Origin of the sequence: Fulvimarina manganoxydans, from assembly GCF_900176465.1 — a bacterium.
GTDB lineage: Bacteria > Pseudomonadota > Alphaproteobacteria > Rhizobiales > Rhizobiaceae > Fulvimarina > Fulvimarina manganoxydans.
The window spans coordinates 1-25,877 of sequence record NZ_FWXR01000030.1; the positions used below are offsets into that span (position 1 = coordinate 1).

Consider the following 25,877-nt stretch of genomic DNA (forward strand, 5'->3'; position numbering starts at 1 on the left):
TCCGGTCCCCTCGTCCGACATTTTATCGCAGCCGAATAGGTCGAGGCGGGATCGTAGACAGGCCTCAGAGCACCGCTTTATCGAGCCGGATAAGAGACGTGCTCCGTATTGGCAATTCGCGCCTGCCACCAGGAGTTTCAGGACGTGCCAGGTCCATGGTCCTTATCCTTCCGGGAAACAAAAGCTTTCGGAAAGCACGGCCGCTTCGTTCATTCGCTTTTAGGGCGCAAGAACGATCTTCGGGGCGGCGATCGATCCATTCAGGATCTCGCCAAAGGCGGCCGCGCCTTCGCTCAAGGCGCGCATTTGCGGCCAGTCGAGGGTGCCAAGGCGGCCGTCGAAGATGGCGGCGGCGGTCTGGCGGAAGTCCTCTGGGGTGTAGGTATAGGTGCCGACGAAGGCGATCTCCTGAAGCGTCATGCGGCGGATATCGAGGCCGCCTTCGCTCTCGCCGAGCCCGATATGGACGATAATGCCGCCGGGCTTGGCGATGCGGCTCGCCAGTTTGCGGGTGGCGGAAAAGCCGACCCCGTCAATCACCACATCGGCCGCGATGCTTATCGGGTCAGACGTCGGATCGACGATCTCGAAGGGACCGGCGCCTTTCAGCGCGCCGTGACGTCTCGAATTGGTCTCGGCGATGACGATCCGGCTGGCGCCCGCCGCATGAAGGGACAGCGCCGCCCCGAGGCCGATCGCGCCGCCGCCGATGACGAGGCATGTCCCCCGCTTCAAGGCGTCCGGATCGTGACTCAAGGCCACTCGGACCGCATGCCAGCCACAGGCGATCGGCTCGGCTAGACAGGCTTTCTCGACGCTGACACCCTCGGGAATTTCGACGAGATTGGTCTCGGGGATCGCGAGATACTCTGCGAAGGCGCCGGGCCTCGGCGCCATGGAGATGATCTGGCGGTTCGGGCAGAGATTGTCGCGCCCCTTTCGGCAGGCCTCGCAGGTGCCGCAGGTCACCAGCGGATTGACGGTGACGCGCTTGCCGGCAAGGTTGCCGGTCTCGACGGTGCCCGCCGCCTCATGGCCCAGAATGAGCGGCGCGGGCCGTCTCTCGTCATGGCCGAGAAAGGCATGCATGTCCGAGCCACAAATCCCGACGGCCTCGACCTTGACGATCGCTTCGCCGTCGCGCGGTTCGGGGTCAGGCGCGTCGCGATAGTCGAGGGCTTTGGGACCGGTATAGACGAGCGCTTTCATCGGGCGGTGAATCCTCCATCGACGAAGAGAAGCTGGCCGGTCACATAGGCCGATGCGTCCGAGGCCAGGAAGAGCAAGGGGCCGCGCAGATCCGCCATTTCGCCATTGCGGCCGATGCAGGTCTGGCGGGCGTTGCGCTCGGCAAGCTCGGGATCGGAAAAGACCGGGCCGGTGAGTTCGGTCGGGAAGAACCCTGGGGCCAAGGCGTTGGCATTGATCCCGTCGCTCGACCAGGCCTCGGCCATGGCGCGGGTCAATTGTTCGACGCCGCCTTTCGAGGCGCCATAGGCGATGCCGCAGGGAAAGGCGCGGCGCGACTGCAGCGAGGCGAAGTTGACAATGCGGCCCCAGCCGCGCCGTTTCATGGCCGGGGCCAGCGCCTGGGCCAGAAGGAAGGGCACGGTGAGATTGAGATGGATCGTGCGGTCCCATCCCTCCGACGTCACATCGTCGGCGGCTTGCCGCGTGTTGATCCCGGCCGCGTTGATCAGAATGTCCAGCGGGCCGAAGGGCTCCGCGACGCGTTCCGCGATGGAGGGCAGCGCGTCTCGGGATCCGAGATCGGCGGCGATACTGGCGGTCTCACCCTCCACTTCCGCCTCCCATTCGCGCAGGCGTTCGGCCCGGCGCGCGACACCGACCACCTTGGCGCCGGCCTCGGCCAGCATGGAGGCGGCGGCGCGGCCAAGGCCGCTGCTCGCGCCGGTCACGCAGGCGACCCGGCCCTTGAGATCGAAGAGCGAGGATGGGCTTGTCATGGCTTCGCTTTACTCCGCCGCCGAAAGATCGAAATTGTCTTTCGGGAAATATTTGCGCAGCCGGATATCGGCGGTGCGGGCGTGGCCCTCCATGCCTTCGAGGCGCGAGATCCGGGCCGTCGCCTCGGCCACTGGCCTTGAGCCCTCGCGCGTTGCCCGCTGCCAGGTGACGATCTTCATATATTTGTGGACCGAGAGGCCGCCCGTATATTTCGCCGCGCCCGAGGTCGGAAGGACGTGATTGGTGCCGGAGGCCTTGTCGCCATAGGCAACCGTCGTCTCCTCGCCGAGAAACAGCGAGCCGTAGCATTTCAGCCGGTTCAGCCACCAGTCGAGATCGCCGGCCTGAACCGTCAGATGCTCCGGCGCATACTCGTCGGAGGTGGCCGCCATCGCCTCGCGGTCGGAACAAAGAATGATTTCGCCCAAGGTTTCCCAGGCTTTTGTCGCGCTGTCGCGGTTCGGCTCGGGAAGGTCCGCGATCATCTTGGGCACGAGGTCCATGACCGTTTCCGCAAGCCTGCGGTCGTCGGTGACGAGCCAGACGGGGGAGTTGTAGCCATGCTCGGCCTGGCCAACGAGATCGGCCGCGACGACATCCGCGTCGGCGCTCGCATCGGCGAGGATCAGGCTGTCGGTCGGGCCGGCGAACATGTCGATACCGACCCGGCCGAAGAGCGCGCGTTTGGCTTCGGCGACGAACTGATTGCCGGGTCCGACCAGAATGTCGGCGGGCGGGGTTCCGAACAAGCCAAAGGCCATGGCGGCGACGCCCTGGACGCCGCCCATGGCGAGGATCGTGTCGGCGCCGCACAGATCGGCGGTATAGAGGATGGCCGGGTTGACGCCGGCATCCGGCCGGGGCGGCGAACAGACGGTGATGTGCTCGCAGCCGGCGACCTTGGCCGTCGTCACCGTCATGATCGCGGAAGCGACATGGCTATAACGCCCGCCCGGCACATAGGCCCCGGCGGCGCGCACCGGAATGCTTTTCTGACCCGCGACGAAGCCCGGCACGATCTCGTATTCCACATCGCCCAGGGTCGCGAGCTGACGTTCGGCAAAGCGCCGCACATTGTCGTGGGCAAAGCGGATGTCGTCCTTCAGCTTCTGGGAAACCTTGGACGCAGCCTCCGCGATCGCATCCTTCGTGACGACGGTCGGCCCTTCATAGCGGTCGAATTTCGAAGCATAGCGCAGCGCCGCCTCTTCCCGCCCCTGCTCGATATCGTCGAGGATCGACAGCACGGTCTGGCGGACATCCTGCGCGCTCGATGCCGGAACCTCATCGGCTTTCTTGAGATATTCGCGGCTCATGAGACACCTCTTTCGTAGTCGTATCGGTCGAAGAAACAATCGGCTTGGCAGGGTCCCGGCATCAGAAGATCGGGACCGAAAGCACCGGGACATAGGCGATGAGAAGGACCACCATCAGCATGAAGAGGACGAAGGGGATGGCCCAATAGGCGATCTTGAGGATCGGCTCGCCCGTCAGCCCCGCCGTCACGAAGAGGTTCAGCCCGAGCGGCGGAGTGATGAAGCCGACGCCCAGCGCCGTGATCATCATCACGCAGAACTGGAGCTCGCCCATGCCGATCTCGTCGGCGAGCGGTTTGAGGATCGGCGCCAGAATGACGATGTTGGGCGTCGTCTCCATGACGCAGCCGGCAGCGATCAGGACGACGATCATCAAGGCGATGATGAAGACCGGCTCGCTGGTGATTTCGGTGATCGAATAGACGAAGCCTTGAGGCACGTTGAGCGCGGCAAGCGCCTGGGCAAGCGGCAGCGAGAAGGCGATGATCGGCAGGATGACGCCATTCACCTTAGCCGAGGAGACGAGCATCGAGGGGAAGTCCGCAAAGCGCAAGGTGCGAAGGACGAAGCCCATGACGATGGTGACGACGACCGCGACGGCGCCGGCCTCGGTCGGCGTCAGGCGGCCCGAAAAGATGCCGTAGAAAATGATCCCCGGCACGAGAAAGGCGTACCATCCGCGCTTCAGGGACGCGGCGACATTGGCACCCCATTCGGCTAAGGAGATTGCCTCGTTGTTCTCGAAGGCCTTCATCCGATTGACGACCGAATTGGTGACGAGAATGGAGAGGAGGATGAGAAGGCCGGGGATCAGCGCCGCCTCGAAGAGCGTGGAGGCCGAGATGCCGAGAACGAGGCCAATGACAATATAGGCGATCGAGGGCGGGATCAGGATGCCGGTACAGGCGCCCGCCGCCACGAGCGCGCAGGCATAGGGCCTCGGATAGCCCGCCTCCGTCAGGCGGTCGATCGTCATGCGGCCGACGGCCGCCGCGCCCGCCGCATCCGAGCCGGAAATCGCCGAGAACATGCCGCAGACCAGAACGGTCGCCGAGCCGAAACCGCTGCGCGCCCAGGAGGTGAGCGCGTCGGCCACATCGAGGAATTTGCGGCTGAGGCCGGTGCGCACGAGGACATCGCCGGTCAGAATGAAGAGCGGGATCGCCGTCAGCGCGAAGGCATCGATTCCATCGAACAAGGCTTCGCCCACGAGCGACAGGGGTAGGACGCCCGAAATATAGAGCATCAGGCAGGCGGCGACGCCGATCGCGGCCCAGACGGGTACGGCCAGGCCGCACAGAAGAACGAAGGCGATGACGGGACCGTAGAACGACCAGCCGAGTTCGACCGTCTGTTCCTGGAGTTGTTGCCAGAGCATGAGTTCACCTCAGTCGAACAGACGTTCGCCCTCATAGACGGGGGTACCCGCCCGCAGGGAGCCGATGTCCCGGACGATGGATTGGAGGAGGCGGATGACGACGAGCGCGAAGCCGATCGGAACGGCGGCCAGGAACCAGACCATGGGCAGCCGGAGACCGTGGCTGACGGAGCCGAATTTCCACGACACCGCGACCGTCTCATAGGACCAGTAAAGGGCGATGAAGGCGACCGCGAGCATGACCAGATCGCCGAGGATGTAGATGATCGTCTTGCCCGTCTCCGGCAGGAGATGGGTGAGGATGTCGATGCGGATATGCGCCCGCTCCTTGACCGCCGCCGCAACGCCGATCCACGAGAGATAGATGAAGGAATAGCGAACGACTTCCTCTCCCCAGATGGAGGAATAGGCGAAGACTTCGCGGCGCACGACCTCGACGGCCATGACGAGAACAAGCATCGTATAGAAGACGAGCAGCGCCCAGCGTTCGAGATTGCGGTCGAGACTATTCAGTATGGAGCGCATGTCACCTCCGAGCGCGCTGTGCGTCTCATGGGACGCATAACGGGCGGCAACGGTGTGGATCGTCGCATCGGTTTTATCGACGCATCGAAGGCGGACCGGCTCGCATCATGGCGAGACGGCCCGTCTCACTGAGGATCAGGCGTCGTTGACGGCGTATTTTCCTTGCGTGCCCGCGGCTTCGTCGAGCTTTGCGAAGGCGTCCATCGAACCGGCGAGATCGGCCTTGTAGCCATCCCATTCGCTGCGCTGGTAGCCGCCCGCCTCTTTCCATTCGGCGAGCTGGGCGTCATCGAGCGTGTGGAACTCGACGCCGGCGCGCTGCATCTCGTACATCGCATAGGCGCGGGCCGCCGGAACCTTGGCGAGATTCTGGACCGAGGTGATCTCGGAGGCCATCTCGATCGCTTGCTTCAGATCGTCGGAAAGCCCGTTGAACCATTCGAGATTGCAGGAATAGATCTGCGCGTCCGGGACGGCCTGGGTGAAGGTGACGTGGGACAGGATGTCCTTGAAGCCGAACACATAAAGCGCGCCGACCGCCGGATCGAGCGCATCGGCGACGCCCTGCTTGATGGCCGATGGGGTCTCGCCCCAGGCGACCGGCGTCGGATTGGCGCCGACCATGCGATAATACTGCTGGAGCATTTCCGAGCCGGGCACGCGGAACTTGATGCCCTGCAAATCGCCCGGGGACAGAACCGGCTTGTCCTCTCCCTGACGCAGCGCGACGACGCGCGGATCGATGACCACATAGAAGAGGGGCTTGAAGCCGCGTTCCTCGATCTTGGGATGAACTTCGCTTCGCCAGGCGTCCGATTTGACGAGATTGACGAAGCGCTGGTTCGATCCGCAGAAATAGGGAAGGTTGATCAGGTCGACGGCAGGGGCGAAGGGCGCGAAATTCGAGATCGAATGCTGCGCGGCCTGGATCGTGTTGCTCTGGACCTTCTGAACGAGCGCGCCGCCGGCACCGAGCTGCCCGCCGGGCGCGAGCTTCACATAGATGCGGCCACCCGACAGGTTCTGAATGTTTTCCTTCAGATCCAGCTGCATGATCGGATAGCTGCGCGAGGCACCCAGCACATAGGCCGTTCCGATGGTCATCGTCTGCTCGGCGGCTGCCTCGCGCTCGCGCTCTTCATTGGCGCTCTGGGCCGCCGCTTCGTCCGACCACAGCGTTCCGGCCGCGCCGGCAACGAGAGCGGCGGTGAAGCTGCCGGCAGCCGTCAGCTTCATGAAGTTGCGGCGCGCGTGGTTCTCGAGCTCGGATTTGTCATTGGCGGTCATAGGGTCTCCTCCCGAGACTTTTGGGATTGGTGGCGCGATTTGGCCCTGGCCTCGCACAAAAGCGTTCCGACGACGAACAGGATGCTGGTGGCGATGATGAGCAGGAGTTCGCCTGTGCGAGCGACGAAGCCGGCACCATCGGCCGCGCCAACGGCGACATTGGCGAGAAAGACCAGAAAGACGACGAGTGCGCCGATCAACCAAATCAGTGGCATCTTCACGAGTTTGGCCCTCCCAAGCCTCACTACACCCCAATTGTAAGCGCTTACAATTTGGACTGCAAGCGATTTCATTGCAGGATCGACAGCGCTATGACTTATAGCGGACCAAAATCAGGCCGATCATCCAGCGCCGCCTTGAAAACGGGGAATGAAACGGGGACGTGTCGCTCAGAAGCAAACTCGAAGACGTCGCGAAAATGGCCGGGGTTTCGACCGCCACGGTCTCGCGCTGCCTGAACGAACCGGGCAAGGTGACAAACAAGACCCGCGAGCGGGTGATGAATGCGGTCGACGCACTGGGCTACACCCCGCATTTCGGCGCAAAGGCGCTCGCCTCCCGCAAGACGCGCACCGTCGGCGCCGTGATCCCCACGATGGACAATGCCATTTTCGCGCGTGGCCTTCAGGCCTTTCAGGAGGCGCTCGCGGCCGCCGGTGTCACGCTCCTCGTATCGAGCTCGGGCTATGATGCGGAACAGGAAGCCGATCAGATTCGCGTTCTCGTCATGCGCGGGGCCGAAGGCGTCCTTTTGATCGGCACCGCGCGCCTTGCGAAAGCCTATGAATTCCTGGCGCGTTCGAAGACGCCTTATGTGATCGCCTGGGCGCTATCAGACAGGGAGTCACCCTGCGTCGGCTTCGACAATATGGGGGCCGCCAAGGCGATGGCGGAACGCGTTCTGGCGCTCGGGCATCGGGATATCGCAATGATTTCCGGTATCACCGCCATGAATGACCGGGCGGCGAGCCGTGTCGAGGGTGTGCGCGCGGCCCTTGTCCAAGGCGGCCTCGATCCGGATCGGCTCTCGGTGGAAGAGGTCCATTATGCTTTCGATGCAGCAGGCAAAGCCTTCGAAAGGCTGATGGTGCGGGAGGTTCCGCCGACGGCGATCATCTGCGGCAATGACGTTCTCGGTGTCGGCGCGATCTCGGCAGCCAAGCGGCGTGGGCTGCGGGTTCCCGAAGACATTTCCATCACTGGTTTCGACGATATCGACATCGCCGCCCATGTGGAGCCCGGCCTCACCACGGTCCATGTGCCCCACGAGCGCATGGGCGCAGGCGCGGCCGCCGCTCTCTTAGCGCTCATCGAGGGCGAGACGCCGCAGGCGACGGTCTGCATCGAAACCAGGATCGTCGAGCGCGGATCGCTCGGCCCGCCGAGGGTAGGCGCTTGATCAAGCGGGCGAAGGTTCGCGATCGTGGTGCCGACAATGGTGACGGCGGCGAACGCGTTGCCTTCACCTCCGCGATCCTGCCGAAGTGGGCGCGCCGCACAACGAGCCTTGATGCCTTGATGCCTTGATGCTTTGTTGCTGGTGCTTACCTGCGCAGTCTCCTCGGCGGACAAGCTGAGCCCAGGATGATGACACCGGACACGATCCTCGCACCGGATGTCGAAGAGAACCATGGTGAGCTTGCAGTCCGGAATGGACGGACCGCGAAAGATCGAAGAAATGACTTGACGCAGCAGCCTCATGTAGAGAACCACCGGACGAATGAATTGACCCTTGGGGTCAATTCATTCGTCCGGCGAGGGGCTCAGACGCCGCTCGGGCTGCCAGCGGACATTCGAAAGCGATGCTTTCATATGTCCGCCGGTCCTAAGAGCGCAGCGCCGATGCCGGGCGCCCATCGCTCATCGCCGAGGGCATGTCGTCGTCTTATTGGGCGGGGCTCGGCCCGCTTGCGGTTGAATCGCCGTCCGACCCGTCCGGCGAGCCGTTCTCAGCCGCATCGGACTTCGCCCAGTCCTCGATGATCGCGTCGATGATCGACGGCATTTCGGCCGGCGGCTTGATGCCGCTGTCGGCCTTGACCCGTCCGAGATCGAGCGTGCCGCGATAAGCGATCGGCGCTTCCGCGCGCACCGCCGCAGTCTTCTCGTTCCAGGCGAAATTGTCGGCGCGGCCCTCGCGCTCACCGGAAACATCGCCCTGAAGCACGAGCCGGTCGCGCGGCGAGAGGTCGAGAGCGAAGCTCGCCGCCGAGCCGGTGCCAAGGAGATTGTCGCCGCCGTCGAATTTCGGATCGTTCATCGAGACAGGTGGGGCGGTCCGCGCGCTCGCGGCATTGGCGAGCGGGGGTAATTGCATCTTCGGCAAGGCCTCGTCGCCGAGGGTGACCTGTGGCGTGACATTGCCGAGAACGCGGGTCAGCGCCTTTTCGGTGAAGAAGGCGAGCTTCTCCTTGCCCGCATCGGTCATCCGCAGCCCATCAGAGCCGCGCAGGCGCGTCGTCTGCCCGTTCACGTCGGGGCCAGAATAGGCGAAGTCGCCCTTCTCATCGACAAACCCGTCCCAGATGTCGACATATTCGCCGGAGACGCGCTCGACGGCCCGTCGATAGATATCGTTGAAGAAGACCATGTCCTCATTCATCGAGTCATATTTGAAGGAGGGCATGCCGACCCAGACGATCGGCGTGTTCTTTGCCTTGGCGATATTGGCGATGTCGGTCGCCCGCTTCTCGTATTCTGCGGTCCAGCCATTCGAACGGACCGACAAAGTGGTGCCCGAGACGGTCATGGGCTGGCGATCATTGGAGCCGATCATCATGACGACAGCCGCCGGATCGACCTCGTCGAGGATCGGTCCGAGCTTCTCGCTCCAATCGTAGAAATCCTCGCGCACCAGACCCGAGGAGCCGTTCGTGCGCGCTGTGACCGTGATCATGCTGTTATCGGAATAGGTCTCCTCCAGACCGTCGGCGAGGCCGTCGGCGAGAAAATCACCGACGACGAGAACGGTCTTGGCATTCTCGTCCTTGTCGACCGTATCCGAAGCGGCGGCGATGGCGGGGCTCGGCGTGCTCGAACGCTGCGGTGTCGAGCGCGAGGTCGAGCGCGTTCGCGCCGGCTTACTCCGGTTCGACGCGCCCTGTCGGCGAATGACGCGTTTTTTGACCGGCTGCTGGCTCGGCGCGTCGTTCATCCGGTTGCCGCCGCCGAACAGCATTTCGACGATCGTGCGGGGACGCTGCTGAGCCTTGGCCGCCTCGATCGGAAGAAGTGCGGACAATGCGAGGATCGCGGCGGACAAAACGGCGAAAAGGCGCAAGAAAGGCGCTCGCCCGGCGGGACGCCTTTGCGTCGTCATCTCGCGTCCTTCGGCCATACGGCACCTCGTCTTCGTCTTCTGTCTGCTCGAATGGGCATTCCGCTGGAGATAAGTGAAGAGGCGAGCAAGCGCCCGCCTCCGTCCTTAGCATGAAACGCGACCGAGTTGGGTCGCGTGTTGAATCTAACTTCTTGTTTTTCGTAAGCCGTGATTCAAAAAGTCGATCAACTTCTTGGCGTCTTACTGAGCAGACCTGCGATCACCCGGCACCCGAACAGCCTTCGGGGAACGCGTGTTGTGACCGGTCAGTTACCCCGCAGGATCGTCAATAGCTCCCGCGAGGGGTTGCCGTCGGCCGGAATTCCCGCCCGTCCCTGGAACGCCATGATCGCCGCTTTCGATCCCGAGCCGATCTTGCCGTCGATCTTGCCGTCATAGAAACCCCGACCGGCGAGGCGCTGCTGCAATTCGTAACGCTCCTCGGTCGAAAGCGGAGTATAGCCCCGCGGCCAGTCTTTGACGAGACCACTATAACCGCCGATGAGATCGCCCAAGAGGCCGACGGCGAGGGCGTATTTGTCGGCATTGTTATAGCTTTTCAGGACGAAGAAGTTCTTCATCATGAGAAAGGCCGGGCCATTGTCGCCGGCGGGGCGGATGAGGTTCGCCCGGTCGCCGACATTGGGAAGCGGCTGGCCATTGGCGCGGCGAAAGCCGAGGGACGCCCATTGGGCAATGGTGCGATTGTCGCGTTCGAGCTTGCCGCGATATTGGGCCGGGACGGCCACCTCGAAGCCCCAGGTCTTGCCGGTCTGCCAGCCATTCTTCTTCAGGAGATTGGCGGCGCTCGCCAGGGCGTCCGGTACCGATTCCCAGACATTGGGATGGTTGTCGCCGTCAATATCGACCGCCCAGGTCCGGTAGCTCGTCGGGATGAATTGGGTGTGGCCCATGGCGCCGGCCCAGGAGCCGGTGAGCTTGTCGACCCGCACATGCCCATCCTGAACGATCTTTAGGGCCGCGATCAGCTGTTGGCGGGCAAAGCCGGCCCGCCGCTTGTCGAGATAGGCGAGGGTGGCGAGCGCACGCGGTAGATGGTGTAGGCGATCATGCTGTTGAAGCGCGGCGCCAAAATTGGTCTCCATCGACCAGATGGCGAGGAGAATGTCCCGGTCGACGCCATAGCGGCTCTCGATGGCATCGAGCCAGCGGCTGTAGCGCTGGCGCTCGGCTTGGCCCTTGGCGACCTGCTCGCTGTTCACACGGTTGTCGATATAGTCCCAGACATCGTCACGGAATTCGGGTTGGTAGCGGGCCTTTTCGATGACCTCGGCATCGGGCTCGCTGACGCCCGCGAAGGCGGCGCGATAGACCTGACGGCTGATGCCGCTATTGACGGCCGTTGCCTCGAAATTCTGGATCCAGCGCTGGAAGCCGGCATCGGCAAAAGCGGTCGATGCGAGCGAAAGGCTTGCTGCCGCCGTCAGCGCCGCTGCCGCGCCGAGAACGCGCAAGCCTTTGCCGATCCTCGAAGAAATATTCATGGCGTCTAGCGTCTCCCTGATGCGTGCGAGGGTTTGGTCAGAGCGAGCCGACAGCATGACGTGATTGCGTAAAGCTTTCCTTTACCATCACGCGATCGTTTTCCCTCGTGAGCCTCCGTTACAATCCATTTTTGGGGATTTTTCGGCAGAAGCGCGGCGGCTTTGACCCGCCCATCGTGTCTTTGCCTTTTTGAAAGCCGGCCTATTCTTGTCTCACTTGAATGTGTTCGCCGCCATCAGACTTGGAGATCGCTGTCCATGAAACGTGTCCGCAAGGCCGTCTTCCCCGTCGCCGGGCTCGGCACCCGCTTCCTGCCGGCCACCAAAGCAATCCCCAAGGAGATGCTGACCGTGGTCGATCGGCCGGTGATCCAATATGTGGTGGACGAGGCACGTGAGGCCGGGATCGAGCATTTGATCTTCGTCACTGGCCGCGCCAAAGGCGTGATCGAAGATTATTTCGACATTCAGGTCGAGCTCTCCAACACGCTTGCCGAGCGCGGCAAGACGAATGAGCTGAAGCTTCTCGACGATCTTCAGCCGCAGCCGGGGACCGCCTCCTTCACCCGCCAGCAGGCTCCGCTCGGTCTCGGCCACGCGGTCTGGTGCGCCCGCGACCTCGTCGGCAACGAACCCTTTGCCCTCCTTCTGCCGGATATGATCATGCAGGCGGAGAAGGGGTGTCTCGCCGAAATGGTCGAACTTTATGAGAAGACCGGCGGCAACGTCATTTCGGTCGAGGAGTGCGATCCGGCCGAGACCCACAAATACGGCATCGTCGGCAAGGGCGAGGCGATCGGCAACGGCTTCAAGATCACCGGCATGGTGGAAAAGCCCAAGCCCGAGGACGCCCCCTCGAACTTCTCGATTTCGGGTCGCTACATTCTCCAGCCGGAGATCTTCGACATTCTGGCGACCCAGGAGCGGGGCGCGGGCAACGAGATCCAGCTGACGGATGGCATGCTGAAACTTGCCGACAAGCAGGAATTCGCTGCCTTCCCCTTCAAGGGTCGCACCTTCGATTGCGGCTCCAAGGAAGGCTTCGTCGAGGCCAATGTCGCTTTCGCTCTGTGGCGGCCGGACATTCGCGAGAAGGTCATCGATAATATGCAGCGGCTGATGAAGACGGTGAAGCCGGCGCAAAACGGCGCCTGAGCAGCCTGTAGATCCGATGAGGAGGGCCGTCCTGAGAAGGCGGCCTTTTCTCATGCGCAACGCTCAGCGGCGCAGGCGAATGCCAAGGCTGACGGTATGGGCGTCCCAGGTCTCGCTCGCCTGGTCCGCGCCATGATCGCGATAGGCATAGAGACCGGTGAAGGAGAGGGTTCGGTTAAGCCAATAGGTGAAGCCGAATTCACCGCCGAGCTCCCATTCGTCGGCATTGGCAAGGCTCGAATCCTCGAGCTTTGCGACAAGCGCGCCATTCAGATCGACCTGCGAATTCAAAACGTGAAGAAAGCCGAGGCTCGCATCATAGGTCGCGGTCGCCGACAGGCCGGTGGTTTCCGGCTGGAAGGTGGTTCGTGTCGAGAGGATCACATCCCTGCCGCGCTGGGGCGACCAGGTCAGATTGGCGTCGAGTGTGGGCGATGCCGTATCCTTGGCCCGGCCGTCATCCGGCAGGCTCCAGGCATAGCCGAGCGCCACTTCGCCGCGCAGCTTTTCCTCGATATCGATGGTGACGCCCGCGCGCAGTGAGGGAATGACCGTATCACGCTCGATCCCGTCGGGGCCGATACGGGCTTCGTCGAAGAAGCGGCGGCCGGCGCTCGCCTCGACGAAGGGCTGAAACGCCGGGGAGACCTGGTAGCCCGCTCGCAATGTCGCGGTCGTCGTGGTGTAGCTTTCGTCGGGGAGGCCGGTGCCTTGCGTGAGATAGGCTTCGCGGGCGATGGTGCCGGTGCCCGTCAGGCGCAGCCTGCCAATCTCTCGGGTATATTCGGCCGCAACGGAGGCCGAAAGGACGTCGGAATCCTCCTGCGTCACAGGATCGAACGCGATGCCGGGCCTGTCATTGTCGTCCCGGCGATAGCGCAGCGCGCCCCGCAGCGTTGCCGAAGACAGGCGATCGATGTCGAGGCGCAGGCGCCCGTCGAGCGCCGCTTCCGGCCGATCGACGGGCTCGCCGGAGAAATTGCGCCGATAGGTGAGCCGGCCATTGATTTCGCTCTCGTGGCGGCTCCAGTCCGACAGAAGCCGCAGGGAGAGTTCGGTCTCGCTGAAGGCGCCGGACGAGCCCCCCGGCTCTTCCTGCAGATTGCTGGAGGCGCCGAAGCGCTGGGACAATTCGGGATAGAGAACAAAATTTCCGGCCCGGATGCCGGTCGCCGCGAAGGGCGAATCGGATGAGGCTTCCGGACGCAGGATGCGCTCCACGGCCAGGGCCGGTCGGTTGGTGCGCAGCAAAGAGCCGGCGCCGAGCGTTTCGCCGGCGACACCAGCCTGAAGCGGCGGATTGACGTCGCCGGCGGCCGGCTGGCGCTCCGGTTCGCGCGCGATCGGATCAATCGGCTCCGAGGGGCCGCGACGCAAGGTGTAGCGATCGGCCGGATTGTCTGATGAAAGATCGGTTGCCGCACCGCGCAGAAGGGGCAGGCGATCGCTTGCGGCACGCCCCAGTGGGTTGGTGGCACCGGGCGCGGAGCGCGAGGGCGCGACCGGCCGAGCCCGGCCGCTGGGATCGTTCGCAGGCGGCTCGCCGCCAGGGCCGGCAAAGAGATCGAAGCCGCCGTTTCTGCGCCCGGGCCCGCCGGTCGTTTCGTCTTCCGCCTCGTCCGGTGCCTCGGTCGGATCGGGGGACGAATAGCCGGCCTCGCTCGTGGAGCCGAGCGCCGCGCTCTGATTTTCCAGCCTGCGCAGCTGAATCCGTTCCTCGGGCGAAAGGTCCGAGCGTGAGCGGCCGAGGGCCCGCAGCTGGCGATCGATCGCCTCGCGCTGGCTGACGGGATCGACGAGGCCGGTGGCGAAATCGCTTTGGCTCTGCCGCAGCGTGGTGTTGGACGCTACGCCGCTTTCAGCGATCTGGGCCTTTGCGAAGGTCGCACTCATCACGACGACCGCACCTGCGCCGAGGAGCGCGCTGAGGGGGCGAAGTGAAAGCGTCGGGCGAAAAGGCATCGGGTCTGGCTGATCTCAGGCAAAGGGACGTCGCCGCGCGGAGATCGCGACCTTGCGAAAAGGTAAACAGCTATGGTTAAGGAATGCTTGACGCGGTGGTCGGTCGATCGAGCTGGAAAGCGCGGCAGAGCCTGCGCGAGCCGAGAGTTTCGCGGTCGACCGAAGGCATCGGCGTTCGATCCCCTCGCGACGGGGGAGGTGCGGCCGGGGATCATGTCGCAATTTGGCTCGCATTGACGGGCATTTCGCGCTGACGCTGGCGTGATCGAGCCGGCCGATCGCAGTCCAGGGCCTTGCGGCCGAAAGAAGCGCCGAGAGGCGGAAAGCGCGCACGCCGTCCGCCGCTCCCATGCCTAATGAGGAAAGTCGAAGTTCCGTGTCCCAAGCCCTGCCCATTTCCGCATCGCCTCGCACCGACAGCGCTTCGTCTTCGCCGTCGATTCTGTCCGCCCTTCGCACCATCGCGACGGAAGCGGCCGGCCTTGAGGCGCTTGCCGAAGCGCTGGAGGGCGAACGGGCCGAGGCTTTCGAGCGGGTGGTTGCGCGCATCGCTGCCATGACCGGCCGGCTGATCGTCACCGGTGTCGGCAAGAGCGGGCATATCGGCGCCAAGATCGCCGCGACCTTCGCCTCCACCGGAACGCCCGCCTTCTTCGTCCATGCGGCCGAGGCCAATCACGGCGATCTCGGCATGATCGGCCGGGACGACATGGTGCTTGCGCTGTCCTGGTCGGGGGAAACGGCGGAGCTCAAGGGGATCGTCGACTATGCCCGGCGCTTCCGCATTCCGCTCGTTGCCATGACCTCGCGCGAGGACTCGGCGCTCGGGCGCAATGCGGACGACATCTTACTTCTGCCCCGGGCGGCCGAGGCCTGTCCCCACGGCCTGGCGCCGACCACCTCGACGACGCTTCAGGTGACGCTGGGCGATGCGCTGGCCGTCGCGCTTTTGGAGCGTCGGCGATTCACGCCGAGCGATTTCCGCGTCTATCATCCGGGCGGCAAACTCGGCGCGAGCCTCGTCAAGGTTGGCGACATCATGCATACCGGCGACGAGCTGCCTCTGGTTGCCAGCGGCACGGCCATGGCCGAGGCGATTATCGTCATGTCGCGTAAGGGATTCGGCTGCGTCGCGGTCGTTGACGAAGGCGGGGCGCTTCTCGGCCTCATCACCGATGGCGATCTTCGCCGCCATCTCTCATCCGATCTCCTCGCCAAAACGGTCGACGAGGTCATGACTGAGACGCCCAAGACGGTCACACGCGAGACCCTCGCCATGGCGGCTCTGGAGACGATCAACGCCTCGAACATCACTGCGCTGATGGTGGCCGAGAACAGCATGCCGCTCGGCATCGTCCATCTCCACGACCTCCTACGGATCGGCGTTGCCTGATACGAAATCCATTCGATCGATTTAGGACTGCGGATTTTCGGTCATGTTCAAGCGCAGAGCGGCCTCATCACAGGGCCGTTGCCGGGACGCGCCGCGAGTCGACAGCCGGCCAGGGCATCATGACCTCTTTCGGCCAGAGCGTGGCCAGTTCGGCGTCTGGAATCGGGCGGGAGAGAAGAAAGCCCTGGATCAGGGACGAGGGCGCGCAATCAGCTAGAAACGATAGCTGGTCGTGGGTCTCCACCCCTTCGACCACCACCGCCATATCGAGTGAATCCACGAAGCCGAGAAAGCTGCGTAGGAGCCCAGCCTGGCGGCGATCCTCATGAATGCCGGTCAGGAACTTTCGGTCGATCTTGATCTTGTCGATCGGCATGTGGCTGAGATAGCCGATATTCGAATAGCCGGTCCCGAAGTCGTCGATAGCGAAGCGCACGCCCAGGGCCCGCAGCGCCTCGATCGCCTTGGCGAGGTCCTCGTCTTCCTCGACGAAGAGGTTCTCGGTGATCTCGATTTCCAGACGTTGTGCCGGCAGGCCGTTGCGCGCCAGCGCTTTGGCGAGCATGCGATCGAAATTCCCCCGCTTCAGCTGGCTGGGTGAGATATTCACGGCGACGAGGATTTCATCCGGCCAAGCCGCGGCGCTCGATGTGGCAAGATCGAGCGTCAGTTCCGTCAGTCCGTCGATGAGGCCACTGGCTTCCGCGAGCGGGACGAAAAGTGCCGGCGAAATCGCGCCGCGTTCGGGGTGGTTCCAGCGCACCAGCGCTTCGCAGGCGACGATCCGCCCGGTCTCAAGGCCGAAGATCGGCTGATAGGCCATGGTCAGTTGGCGATGACGGATCGCCTCTGCGAGATCGCTCTCCAACTGGTCGTTCTCGCGCTGCTCCTCGTCCATCCACGTCTTGTAGACGACCGTCCGAGCACCGCCGAGCGCCTTGGCACGGTTGAGCGCGATCTCGGCGGCATGGAGCAATTCCTCGCTATCAGTCCCATCGAGGGTATATTCCGCAATGCCGACCGAGGCCGTGATGTTGAAGGCGGGCGCGATGAAGCGTTGCGGACGAGCGATCGCGCTCTGGATCGAGGCGGCGAGAGACAGAGCCCTGTCTTTGCCGGCGACGGGAGCGAGAATGAGGAACTGGTCGCCCGCATGGCGCGCGACGAAGCTCTCCTTTCCGGCGGTCGCGCGGATGGTCCGTGCGAGTGATTTCAAAAGCCGGTCCGCGACGGCATGGCTCAGCTTGTCATTGATGCGGTGGAATCGGTCGATATCGACGAAGAGCAGGGCGAAGGGCGCCGTTTCACCCGCCTGGGTCCGGCGCGACAGCTCCCGTTCACCGGCGCCGCGGTTCGGCAAACGAGTCAAGAGATCTCGCGATGCCAGTTCCACATTGAGACGCTTGGCGGCCAATGCCGTTTGATAATTTGCCGATACGCGCCGGGCATTCATCAAGGCGACGACCGCGACCACCGCAAAAATGCTCGCGGCGAGAAGATGATCGGGGCTTCCGCGATAGACAAGCCCCGCGATGACGGGAAGGCAGAGCGCCGCGACCTGAATGCGCGTGGTCTCGGTGCTCGCGTAATTGCGGCCGATCGTGCCGATTAGAAAACCGATCCCCGCCAGTGCGGCGCAAATGCCATCCAACGGCCCGCTCGCGACATCCGTCATGAGAGCGACCCAGACACCGATCAATCCGGCGTGTAGCCCGCCGAGGACTGAATAGAGGCGACGTTCAAAAGACGGATCGAGTTTGCGGAGCTTGTCCATGCGGTAGAATCGGAGCGTTGCGAGACCGCGAAGGCCTGTCACGACGATAATTGACGCTGTCACGGCCAAGAGAGTCGGATCGGCCGCGCGCAGCGCCATAACCACGCAAACGGAAGCGAGAGTTACGCAACTTGCGAACCAAGTCAGCGGATCCCGGTTGAGCTGACGAACGACGTCGAGCTCGCTTTTGGTCGTCCCCAAGCCTCTCATGGTGATACCATCTCGCTCTATCCGCGACTTTGCCGTGCACTTGGCAAAAATCTTGGGGCGAAAGATATTAAGAAAGAATGCTGGTTGTGCTCATGGAGCAGAAACGCCGATATCCGTTCGGCACAGCGAAGAGAGTATTGGGACGGCTCGGACGGTGTTCGCCTGTTCAGGCCGGCTGCGGACTTGTCTCGCGATAGAGCACAATGCGATAAATCGATACCGCTATGTTTCTCTAAGGCTTTGTTTTGCCGCATGATGTGATCAGAAGAGTCATGCAGCTTTCCTAATCACATCATGCTTTAGAACCAGCCCTTCATCCGAAAGAACATCATCGGGAGAACCGCCGACAGAACCATGGCACACACCGCCATCGGATAGCCGAAACTCCAGGACAGTTCCGGCATATATTGAAAGTTCATGCCATAGATCGACGCGATCAAGGTCGGCGGTAGAAAGGCGACCGAGGCGACCGAGAAAATCTTGATGATGCCGTTCTGCTCGATCGAAATCATGCCGACGGTGGTGTCGAGAAGAAAGGTCGTCTTGTTCGACAGGAAGGCGACGAAATCGTTGAGGGAATGGACGTCCCGCGCCATGATCTTGATGTGGGCGCGGGCGTCCTTCATACCCTTGCCGCGGCTGTCTAGGGCAAGCTGCAGGAACGGCATCAGCCGGTCGAATGTGGCAAGCGCCTCGCGCACGCGCGATGTCAGGTCGCCGGCTGCGCCGATCCGCTGCAGAAGCTTCTTGAAATCCTCGGTGCCTGTCGGCTTCTTGGAGGCCGAGGAGGAGAAGATGTCGTCGGCGATCTTGTCGAGATCGGCCGAGATCGTCTCCAGAAGATCGGCCATCCGGTCGACGATCGTTTCTAGAAGCCCGATGAGAAGCCGTTCGGCCAGCCCGTTCTGGCGTTCGGTTCCGGCCGCCGGCATGGCCGAGACGGAGCCGGGCAGGGGTTTGGCATTCTCCTTCAGGATGCCGGCGATCGACGGATCCTGGCAGAGCCGCGCGGCGAAGATCATGAAGCTCTTGGGCTCCGAATAGCGCAGGGTGATCAGCCGCTCGCGGGTCAGCATGAAGGTGACCGGCGCAAAAGCCGGCCGGCCGTCATCCAGCCCGTAAAGCACGGCGACGGTCATGAAGTCGGCGCCGTCTTCGCTATAAAGGCGCGAGGAGACCTCGATCTCGCGCATCTCTTCGGGCGTCGGAATGTCGATCCCGCAAAGCGTCTCCACGGCCTCGATCTCTTGGGCCGTCGGATTGGAGAGATCGAGCCAGGCGGCCTCGCCGGGAATGGCATCGGCCGGCGACAAGCGCCGCGCCATGCGGTTTTCGAGCGGAATGAAGGCCTGGATCACGAATGGGGCTCCGTGAAGTCCTGAAACCAGCGTGCGGCGCTCTCTTCGCTGACCGCGCCGGCGGCGACGTCCATGACGAATTGGTAGAGCATGCCGTTATCCGCCGTGATGGCATAGCCGTGCTTTCCGAGAAAGACGGCCGCCGTCACGATGGCAATCCGCTTGTTGCCGTCGATGAAGGGGTGGTTGCGCGCCAGACCGTAAAGATAGGCTGCCGCGAGCTCATAGACGTCGGGCTCGCCATAGGCCGCCTTGTTCTGCGGGCGATCTAACGCCGACATGAGCATGCCTTCGTCTCGAATTCCCCGCGCCCCGCCAAAGCGGTCGATCTGTTCGCCATGAAGGACTTCGACCGTCGCGCGCCCGATCCAAGCCCAACTCATTTGGCGAGCTTGCTCAGAGCGTCGTGATATCTGGTCATGAACTCGCGGGCGATGGCGATCTCCTTCTCGAAATCGTCCTTCGCCTTGACGAGACGGAGCTCGCTACCGTCCGAAACGATCTGGAGATTGTCGCCGGATTTCAGTCCGGCCTGCTCTAAAATCTCCTTCGGGATAATGACACCCTCGGAATTGCCGATCTTGCGGATGACCGTGTTCATGGCTGTCGCGCCTCTGCCGTCTCGTCTAACGTCTGTTATAACGTAGGCTGAGACTGTGACAGTGGCAAGACGATCGGGCCTTGCCTCGCGTGGTCGGCTTTGCCGACCGCCTTACTCGGCCGCCAGGCGCCCGTGGCCGAGTTTTTCGGAAAGTTCGGCGAGGAGCTTCTCGGCCGCATCCGCGACGACCGTGCCGGGCAGGAAGACAGCCGAAGCACCCGCGCGCTTCAGGACATCCACATCCTGAGGCGGGATGACGCCGCCGACGACGATCATGATGTCGTCCCGTCCCTCCGATGCCAGGGCCTCGCGCAATTCGGGCACGAGGCTGAGATGGCCGCCGGCGAGCGAAGACGCGCCGACGATATGGACGTCGTTCTCGACGGCCTGGCGGGCGGCTTCCTGCGGTGTCTGGAAGAGCGGTCCGATATCGACGTCGAAGCCGAGATCGGCAAAGGCCGAGGCGATCACCTTCTGGCCGCGGTCGTGGCCGTCCTGGCCCATCTTGGCGACGAGGATGCGCGGCCGGCGCCCCTCGGCTTCGGCAAAGGCGTCGGACAGCGCCTGAACGCGCTCGATCTTGTCGGCCATGGCGCTGCCCTCCCGCTTATAGACGCCTGCGATCACCTGGGTCTTCGCCACATGGCGGCCGAACACCGTCTCGAGGGCGCCGGCCATTTCCCCGACGCTCGCCTTTGCGCGCGCTGCTGCGATGGTGAGTTCGAGGAGATTGCCCTCGCCGCGCGAGGCCGCCTCGGTCAGCGCGTTCAATGCGGCTTCGGTCGCGGCCGGATCGCGCTCTGCGCGAAGGCGCTCAAGCTTCTCGATCTGCTGGCGGCGAACGGCAGCATTGTCGACCTTCAGAACCTCGACCTCTTCTTCCGCCTCGGCGCGATATTTGTTGACGCCGACAAGGGTCTGAACGCCGGAATCGATCCGGGCTTGCGTCTTGGCGGCGGCTTCCTCGATCTTCAGCTTGGGCAGGCCGTCCTCGATCGCCTTGGCCATGCCGCCAAGCTCCTCGACCTCCTCGATATGCTTCAAGGCAAGCCGCGCCAGCTCGTCGGTCAGGCGCTCCACATGGGCCGATCCGCCCCAGGGGTCGATGATCCGCGCGGTGCCGCTCTCATGGGCGAGAACGAGCTGGGTGTTGCGGGCGATGCGGGCCGAAAAGTCGGTCGGTAGCGCCAAGGCCTCGTCGAAGGAATTGGTGTGGAGGGACTGGGTGTGGCCTTGCGTCGCCGCCATCGCCTCGATGCAGGTGCGCCCGACATTGTTCATCACGTCCTGGGCGGTGAGCGACCAGCCGGATGTCTGGGAATGGGTGCGCAAGGAGAGCGAACGTGGGTCCTTCGACGCGAAATTCTCCTGCATCAGCTTGGCCCAGACGAGGCGGGCCGCGCGCAGCTTCGCGATCTCGGTGAAGACATTCATGCCGATCGCCCAGAAGAAGGAGAGGCGCGGCGCGAAGCGGTCGATCGGAATGCCGGCGGCAACGCCCGCCCGCGCATATTCGATCCCGTCGGCGATCGTATAGGCAAGTTCGAGGTCTGCCGTCGCTCCGGCTTCCTGCATGTGATAGCCGGAGATCGAGATGGAATTGTATCGCGGCATGTTCTTGGACGTATAGTCGAAGATGTCCGAGATGATCCGCATCGAATGCTTGGGCGGATAGATATAGGTGTTGCGGACCATGAACTCCTTCAGAATGTCGTTCTGAATGGTCCCCGCCAGATCCTTCTGGGAAACGCCCTGTTCTTCGGCCGCCACCACATAAAGGGCGAGAACAGGCAGAACGGCGCCGTTCATGGTCATCGAGACGGTCATCTCATCGAGCGGAATGCCGTCGAAGAGTTGGCGCATGTCGATGATGGAATCGATCGCGACGCCCGCCATGCCCACATCGCCGGACACGCGCGGATGATCGGAATCATAGCCGCGATGGGTGGCGAGATCGAAGGCGACCGACAGGCCCTTCTGGCCGGCCGCCAGATTGCGGCGATAGAAGGCATTGGACTCCTCGGCCGTCGAGAAGCCGGCATATTGGCGGATGGTCCAGGGCTTCTCCACATACATGGTCGGATAGGGCCCGCGCAGGAAGGGCGGCAGGCCAGGCCACGTGCCGAGATGGGAAAGATCGGCGATATCGGCGCCGCAGGATGCGCGCGGCAGCGTCAGGCCCTCATGGTTGGAGAACGTGCCGGCATCGGCGCCCGCCGTCTTCAGATGGGCGGGCTTTGTCCATTCGACGGCCGCGAAATCTGGAAAGTCGGTCATCGGCTCTGCTCCACGGTTTCGCTCAGACGAACGGGGACGAGGGGCTCGAAGGCGATGTCGCCATCGCGGCTTGTGAGGGGCGCCGATCGCTTAACGAGAAGTCCATGGTCCCGCTCGGCCGCCATCGGATATTTCGTCGCTCCGATGATCAGCTCGGCGCCTTTATCGACCGCCTCCTGACGCCCCTTGTGCGAGGCCGCGATCCGGCTCTGAAGCGCGCCGGTCTTGAGGCTTTCGACGATGCCGCCCTCCGCCTCGATCCGGCGGAAGGCTTCCCAGCCGGCTTGCGCGAGATGGTCCGTCAGATGCTCGATCGCGCCGGAGCCGGCGGCCGGATCGATCGGACGGTCGAGCCCGGTCTCCTCCTGGAGCAGCAGTTGAAGATTGCGGGAAAGGCGCCGCGCATGAGCATTCGTGAGCCCGAGCGGCGCCGTATGGGGGTGCAAGGTCAGGGAATCGGCCCGTCCGCAAGCGGCCGCGAAGGCGGCGATCGTCAGACGCAGGAGATTGGCATGGGGGTCGAGCGCCGACATCATCCGATAGGAACTCGTCCCATGAATGCGCGGCGGGGGCGGGGCTTCGGCGCCGAGCGCTTCAAGAAGTTTGGCGTGACACAGCCGCATGGCGCGGAACTTGGCGAGGGTGATGAACTGGCGTTGGTCGGCCGCCAAAGTCAGGCCGATCCGCTCACTGGCCTCCGCTGGATCGATGCCGAGGCGATCGAACGCCTTCAGATGGGTAAGCGTGATGGCGAGAACGGCGCCGATTTCCTCGGCCGGGCTTGCGCCGGCATCGTGAAAGACCCGCCCGTCGGCCTCGGCAATGCTACCGGCAAGGCGAAGATCCATGAGCCGGCCGAGGTCGGCCGATAGGGCGTCGAGGGGGTCGCGATCCTCGAGAGGAAAGCGGCCGGCGGTCGCGCCGATCGCGATCGGGTCATAGCCGAGATCGATCGGTGGCGCGTCTTGCCTGCGGGCGCCGAGACGGGAGGCCAGCATCAATGCCAGATCGAGCGTGCGCGGATGGGGCTCCAGTCGCAGCGAGACGATGTCGGTCATAACGCCGGTCAAAGTTTGCGAAAGGGCATCCTCGGCGACCGGCAGGCCGAAGCCGAGAGCGGCCGGCGCGCCGGCAAAGGCGAGTGCGAGCCCGTTAGCGCCGCCTTCGAGATCGGCGAGCGCCTGAATATTGGCGCGGGAAGGATCGATGTCGTCGATCGCCTGCAGAATACGCCAGGGGGACTCGTCTCGGCGCGCGATCGCTTTCGCATCGCCGACGTGGCCGTGGAGCGGGCCATAGGTGAAGCCGTCCTCGGCTTCAGTCACGAGGCTTTCGAAGGCCTTGCCCTTCAGGCCCTTGACCACCGCCTCGCGCCAATCGCTCTCGTCCTGGCGATCGAATGTCGTTTCAAGACTCACGGGCGTGGACCTCCCTGTCCATGCAATGGCGTTGATTTCTGTCGCCTCAAGGATCGAGCGGCAGGCGCCGAGATCCGGCAGCCAGGCCTCGGACGAGCCCGCTTCGGCCGGATGGCTGCGCCGGGACCATAGGCTCAAGCGAAGGTTGGCGAAATTCGCCCTTCGCCGCAAGGCTGAGCCATGACGGCGAGGCTCTCCCTTGGCGTCAGGCCGCTTCGACGCTGTCGCGGGGGGCTTCCAGCATCCAGACGACGCCGCTCTCTTCGAAGCGCATGTCGACGGTGCCACCGAGGCCGCGCGCCGTCATCTTCTGGGTGACGAGCGTGCCGAAGCCGGATCGCGTCGGCTTGACGACCTTGGGCCCGCCCATCTCGCGCCAGCGAATGCGGAAGGTCTCGCCAAGCGACCAGTCGATGACGATCCGGCCGGTATCGACGGAAAGGGAGCCGTATTTCGCGGCATTGGTCGCAAGCTCGTGGAAGGCAAGTCCGATCGTCTGGGCGACGGAGGCGTTTACCTTGACGTCTGGGCCCGAGCGCTCGATCCGTCCGGCATCGGCGCCGAAGGGTTTCAGCTGATTGTCGACGAGCTGATCGAGACGGGCCGCTTCCCAACCATTGCCGGACAGAAGCTCGGCCGAGCGGGCGAGCGAGTTCAAGGCTTCCGACAGTGTATCCAGGAATTCGCCCGTATTGGCGCTTTCACGCGCGGCTCTGCGGGCAAGGGCCCCGATCAGCGCATATTGGTTCTTGGCGCGATGGGTCATCTCGCGCATCAGGAAGCGCGTCTGTTCCTCGGCCTCTCGGCGATCGCGCGAGGCCTGATTGAGGACCTTTGACACTTCGCCGATCTCGGCGATGTCGGTTCGGATCGGGCTCGTCGGCTGCCCCTGGCCGATCGCCTCCGCCTGTTTGGACAGTTCGAGAATTGGGCGAGCCAGCCGCCGGCCGAAGGTGACGCCGAGGGCGACGGAAAAGATCGACAGGACGAGGCCGACGGCGATGAGCGAGACCCAGGAGCGCATGACCGGACGATCGATGACCGCGCTCGGCACCGCGACCGTCGTCGTCCAGCCGGTGATCGGCGAGACCGACGAGGCCTGGATCATGTCGTCGGCCCGTCCGCCCGGTAGGGCCTCGATGATGGAGGGATGATCGTAGGAGATGCCGCCTTGCGGCTTCATCTGTCCCTCCGACGCCGTCGCGGCGAAGATCCACTTGCCATCGGCGTCGGTCACGATCGAAGACCATGCGCGCGGCAGGCTGCGCACGTCGAGCACGCTGTCGAGAGCCTCCACCGGCTTGGTCAAGGCAAGGACATAAGGCGAGTTCGGGCCGGGGCTGGTCGGCACGAGAACGGAGAAGGCCCGCTGGCCGGTGCGCTGGATGGTGAAGACACCCGACACGCCGGAGCGACCCGTCGCGAAGGTGGTCTGCAGGATCGACTGATCGGCAAGGCTCGATCGGCTGGCCGCATCCGGCGCGGTCGAGGCGACGATCCTGCCATCCGGTGTGATCAGATCGGCGACCACATGGGCACTGCCGAGGGCAAGGGCGCTGCGCTGGCGGAAGGCCTCGTAATCGGAGCCGTTGACCGTGCCGGAACTCGCCAGAACGCGGGCCGTCGCCAGAAGCCCCACCACTTCGCGGTCGAAGGCGGTGGAGACAATCTCGGCCGTATCGTTGACCTGCGCGCTTGTGATCTGCTGCTGCTGGCTGGAGAACTGGACGATGAGAACCGCCGAGAACATCAGGGCCGGCACGAGGACGATCAGCGCGAAGACGACCAGATGGAAGAGCAGCGGCGGTCGGCGCAGAAAATGGGCGAGCCGAGACTTGCGCAAACGCGCCGGCAGAAAGCTCAAAAGCTTCCGCCCCGCCCCGCGCGTCTGACCGGCCTCCACATTCACACTCATCGCCGCCTCAATTGGAGAAACGGACGAGCGAAGCCGATCGTCGTTCCGCCCTCTCTTTCCTCGTACACGCCAAACCCGCTCTCGCGAGCCTTCGCTTCGTTACCAGCCGTCCCGCTCTTCGACGCTTCATGCCGCGAAGAGCGTCTGGCCCCGGTCCGCTCGACGGGCGGCGCGGTAAAGCTCGGCGCTCAGCCGTCGATAACGATCTCGTGCCATCGATCTCGCCGAAGTCGCATCGCGCCCGATGCCCCAAGAGAGAGGCGGATCGATGACATTCCCCGCCTTTCCGGCCAATCGACCAGCGCCCTTCGATCGACCGAACCTCTCCTTTTTCAGACAATGACTTGAACGAAAGTGCGGCGCTGTGACAAGGCGCTGCGGGGCGAGCAAAATGGAACTGTGCGCCTTCGGCCACAGTCCTTTTACCCACGCAGCATCGGGGATTTTGAGGAACCCGTGGCCGCGACCCGAGCTTGTCTCCCATGACCGGAGCGGCGATAAGCACTGGAGCTAAAG

At 63.6% G+C, this 25,877-nt stretch carries 20 protein-coding genes; 3 read left to right on the forward strand and 17 right to left on the reverse strand.

The window, feature by feature from the left end:
- Positions 1-219: 219 nt before the first annotated feature.
- The 7 genes from B9A15_RS20805 to B9A15_RS20835 all read right to left on the reverse strand — a co-directional run bounded on the left by B9A15_RS20805 (position 220) and on the right by B9A15_RS20835 (position 6,695).
- Entirely contained in the window at positions 220-1,209 is a 990-nt protein-coding gene (locus tag B9A15_RS20805; protein WP_084412660.1) for an alcohol dehydrogenase catalytic domain-containing protein, read from the reverse strand.
- Positions 1,206-1,967, reverse strand: a complete 762-nt coding sequence (locus B9A15_RS20810; protein ID WP_084412662.1) for an SDR family NAD(P)-dependent oxidoreductase — start codon at positions 1,965-1,967, stop codon at positions 1,206-1,208. Before B9A15_RS20810 ends, B9A15_RS20805 begins: the two co-directional genes overlap by 4 nt.
- 9 nt (positions 1,968-1,976) lie before the next feature.
- Positions 1,977-3,284 (reverse strand): histidinol dehydrogenase, encoded by a 1,308-nt coding sequence (gene hisD, locus B9A15_RS20815; protein ID WP_084412664.1) that lies wholly within the window; start codon positions 3,282-3,284, stop codon positions 1,977-1,979.
- Between the two features lie 61 nt (positions 3,285-3,345).
- Complete coding sequence (locus B9A15_RS20820) at positions 3,346-4,662, reverse strand: TRAP transporter large permease (protein WP_084412667.1); 1,317 nt, start codon at positions 4,660-4,662, stop codon at positions 3,346-3,348.
- Between the two features lie 9 nt (positions 4,663-4,671).
- On the reverse strand, positions 4,672-5,187 hold the full coding sequence (locus B9A15_RS20825; RefSeq protein ID WP_084412669.1) for a TRAP transporter small permease: 516 nt from the start codon (positions 5,185-5,187) through the stop codon (positions 4,672-4,674).
- Positions 5,188-5,322: 135 nt separating this feature from the next.
- Positions 5,323-6,474: a TRAP transporter substrate-binding protein gene (locus B9A15_RS20830; RefSeq protein ID WP_084412671.1), complete on the reverse strand. Its 1,152-nt coding sequence runs from the start codon at positions 6,472-6,474 to the stop codon at positions 5,323-5,325.
- A complete protein-coding gene (locus tag B9A15_RS20835; protein ID WP_139798524.1) occupies positions 6,471-6,695 on the reverse strand; it encodes a hypothetical protein in 225 nt (74 codons plus the stop codon). The genes B9A15_RS20830 and B9A15_RS20835 overlap by 4 nt, the downstream gene beginning before the upstream one ends.
- 161 nt (positions 6,696-6,856) lie before the next feature.
- Here B9A15_RS20835 and B9A15_RS20840 point away from each other — a divergent pair, with 161 nt between their 5' ends.
- Positions 6,857-7,873: a LacI family DNA-binding transcriptional regulator gene (locus B9A15_RS20840; protein WP_139798525.1), complete on the forward strand. Its 1,017-nt coding sequence runs from the start codon at positions 6,857-6,859 to the stop codon at positions 7,871-7,873.
- A gap of 486 nt (positions 7,874-8,359) precedes the next feature.
- Here B9A15_RS20840 and B9A15_RS20845 read toward each other — a convergent pair whose 3' ends face one another.
- Positions 8,360-9,793, reverse strand: coding sequence for an SGNH/GDSL hydrolase family protein (locus B9A15_RS20845; protein WP_084412731.1), 1,434 nt, complete (start codon positions 9,791-9,793; stop codon positions 8,360-8,362).
- Between the two features lie 266 nt (positions 9,794-10,059).
- Positions 10,060-11,298, reverse strand: a complete 1,239-nt coding sequence (locus B9A15_RS20850) for a lytic murein transglycosylase (protein ID WP_084412675.1) — start codon at positions 11,296-11,298, stop codon at positions 10,060-10,062.
- Positions 11,299-11,556: 258 nt separating this feature from the next.
- On the opposite strand from B9A15_RS20850, the gene galU reads away from it, so the two are divergent.
- Complete coding sequence (gene galU / locus B9A15_RS20855; protein WP_084412677.1) at positions 11,557-12,453, forward strand: UTP--glucose-1-phosphate uridylyltransferase GalU; 897 nt, start codon at positions 11,557-11,559, stop codon at positions 12,451-12,453.
- A gap of 63 nt (positions 12,454-12,516) precedes the next feature.
- Here galU and B9A15_RS20860 read toward each other — a convergent pair whose 3' ends face one another.
- A complete protein-coding gene (locus B9A15_RS20860; RefSeq protein ID WP_170923390.1) occupies positions 12,517-14,346 on the reverse strand; it encodes an outer membrane beta-barrel protein in 1,830 nt (609 codons plus the stop codon).
- A gap of 445 nt (positions 14,347-14,791) precedes the next feature.
- On the opposite strand from B9A15_RS20860, the gene B9A15_RS20865 reads away from it, so the two are divergent.
- On the forward strand, positions 14,792-15,808 hold the full coding sequence (locus B9A15_RS20865) for a KpsF/GutQ family sugar-phosphate isomerase (protein WP_425292975.1): 1,017 nt from the start codon (positions 14,792-14,794) through the stop codon (positions 15,806-15,808).
- 67 nt (positions 15,809-15,875) lie between these two features.
- Here the strand turns inward: B9A15_RS20865 and B9A15_RS20870 are convergent, their stop codons facing one another.
- The 7 genes from B9A15_RS20870 to B9A15_RS20900 all read right to left on the reverse strand — a co-directional run bounded on the left by B9A15_RS20870 (position 15,876) and on the right by B9A15_RS20900 (position 25,361).
- Positions 15,876-17,645: a putative bifunctional diguanylate cyclase/phosphodiesterase gene (locus B9A15_RS20870; protein ID WP_170923391.1), complete on the reverse strand. Its 1,770-nt coding sequence runs from the start codon at positions 17,643-17,645 to the stop codon at positions 15,876-15,878.
- Between the two features lie 446 nt (positions 17,646-18,091).
- Positions 18,092-19,150, reverse strand: a complete 1,059-nt coding sequence (locus B9A15_RS20875) for a magnesium transporter CorA family protein (RefSeq protein ID WP_084412685.1) — start codon at positions 19,148-19,150, stop codon at positions 18,092-18,094.
- A complete protein-coding gene (locus B9A15_RS20880) occupies positions 19,147-19,533 on the reverse strand; it encodes a type II toxin-antitoxin system death-on-curing family toxin (protein WP_084412687.1) in 387 nt (128 codons plus the stop codon). Before B9A15_RS20880 ends, B9A15_RS20875 begins: the two co-directional genes overlap by 4 nt.
- Entirely contained in the window at positions 19,530-19,751 is a 222-nt protein-coding gene (locus tag B9A15_RS20885; protein WP_084412689.1) for an AbrB/MazE/SpoVT family DNA-binding domain-containing protein, read from the reverse strand. The genes B9A15_RS20880 and B9A15_RS20885 overlap by 4 nt, the downstream gene beginning before the upstream one ends.
- A gap of 111 nt (positions 19,752-19,862) precedes the next feature.
- Complete coding sequence (gene scpA / locus B9A15_RS20890; protein WP_084412691.1) at positions 19,863-22,028, reverse strand: methylmalonyl-CoA mutase; 2,166 nt, start codon at positions 22,026-22,028, stop codon at positions 19,863-19,865.
- On the reverse strand, positions 22,025-23,446 hold the full coding sequence (locus B9A15_RS20895; protein ID WP_170923392.1) for a methylmalonyl-CoA mutase family protein: 1,422 nt from the start codon (positions 23,444-23,446) through the stop codon (positions 22,025-22,027). Before B9A15_RS20895 ends, scpA begins: the two co-directional genes overlap by 4 nt.
- A 205-nt stretch (positions 23,447-23,651) precedes the next feature.
- Positions 23,652-25,361: an HWE histidine kinase domain-containing protein gene (locus B9A15_RS20900; RefSeq protein ID WP_084412696.1), complete on the reverse strand. Its 1,710-nt coding sequence runs from the start codon at positions 25,359-25,361 to the stop codon at positions 23,652-23,654.
- Positions 25,362-25,877 lie beyond the last annotated feature (516 nt).

Bases quoted from the DNA above. Each gene is read 5' to 3' on its own strand.
- B9A15_RS20825 (WP_084412669.1), bottom strand. From the start codon at position 5,187: ATGCGCTCCATACTGAATAGTCTCGACCGCAATCTCGAACGCTGGGCG.
- B9A15_RS20820 (WP_084412667.1), bottom strand. From the start codon at position 4,662: ATGCTCTGGCAACAACTCCAGGAACAGACGGTCGAACTCGGCTGGTCG.
- B9A15_RS20850 (WP_084412675.1), bottom strand. From the start codon at position 11,298: ATGAATATTTCTTCGAGGATCGGCAAAGGCTTGCGCGTTCTCGGCGCG.
- B9A15_RS20900 (WP_084412696.1), bottom strand. From the start codon at position 25,361: ATGAGTGTGAATGTGGAGGCCGGTCAGACGCGCGGGGCGGGGCGGAAG.
- hisD (WP_084412664.1), bottom strand. From the start codon at position 3,284: ATGAGCCGCGAATATCTCAAGAAAGCCGATGAGGTTCCGGCATCGAGC.
- B9A15_RS20810 (WP_084412662.1), bottom strand. From the start codon at position 1,967: ATGACAAGCCCATCCTCGCTCTTCGATCTCAAGGGCCGGGTCGCCTGC.
- B9A15_RS20830 (WP_084412671.1), bottom strand. From the start codon at position 6,474: ATGACCGCCAATGACAAATCCGAGCTCGAGAACCACGCGCGCCGCAAC.
- B9A15_RS20845 (WP_084412731.1), bottom strand. From the start codon at position 9,793: ATGACGACGCAAAGGCGTCCCGCCGGGCGAGCGCCTTTCTTGCGCCTT.
- B9A15_RS20860 (WP_170923390.1), bottom strand. From the start codon at position 14,346: ATGAGTGCGACCTTCGCAAAGGCCCAGATCGCTGAAAGCGGCGTAGCG.
- B9A15_RS20880 (WP_084412687.1), bottom strand. From the start codon at position 19,533: ATGAGTTGGGCTTGGATCGGGCGCGCGACGGTCGAAGTCCTTCATGGC.
- B9A15_RS20805 (WP_084412660.1), bottom strand. From the start codon at position 1,209: ATGAAAGCGCTCGTCTATACCGGTCCCAAAGCCCTCGACTATCGCGAC.
- B9A15_RS20885 (WP_084412689.1), bottom strand. From the start codon at position 19,751: ATGAACACGGTCATCCGCAAGATCGGCAATTCCGAGGGTGTCATTATC.
- galU (WP_084412677.1), top strand. From the start codon at position 11,557: ATGAAACGTGTCCGCAAGGCCGTCTTCCCCGTCGCCGGGCTCGGCACC.
- scpA (WP_084412691.1), bottom strand. From the start codon at position 22,028: ATGACCGACTTTCCAGATTTCGCGGCCGTCGAATGGACAAAGCCCGCC.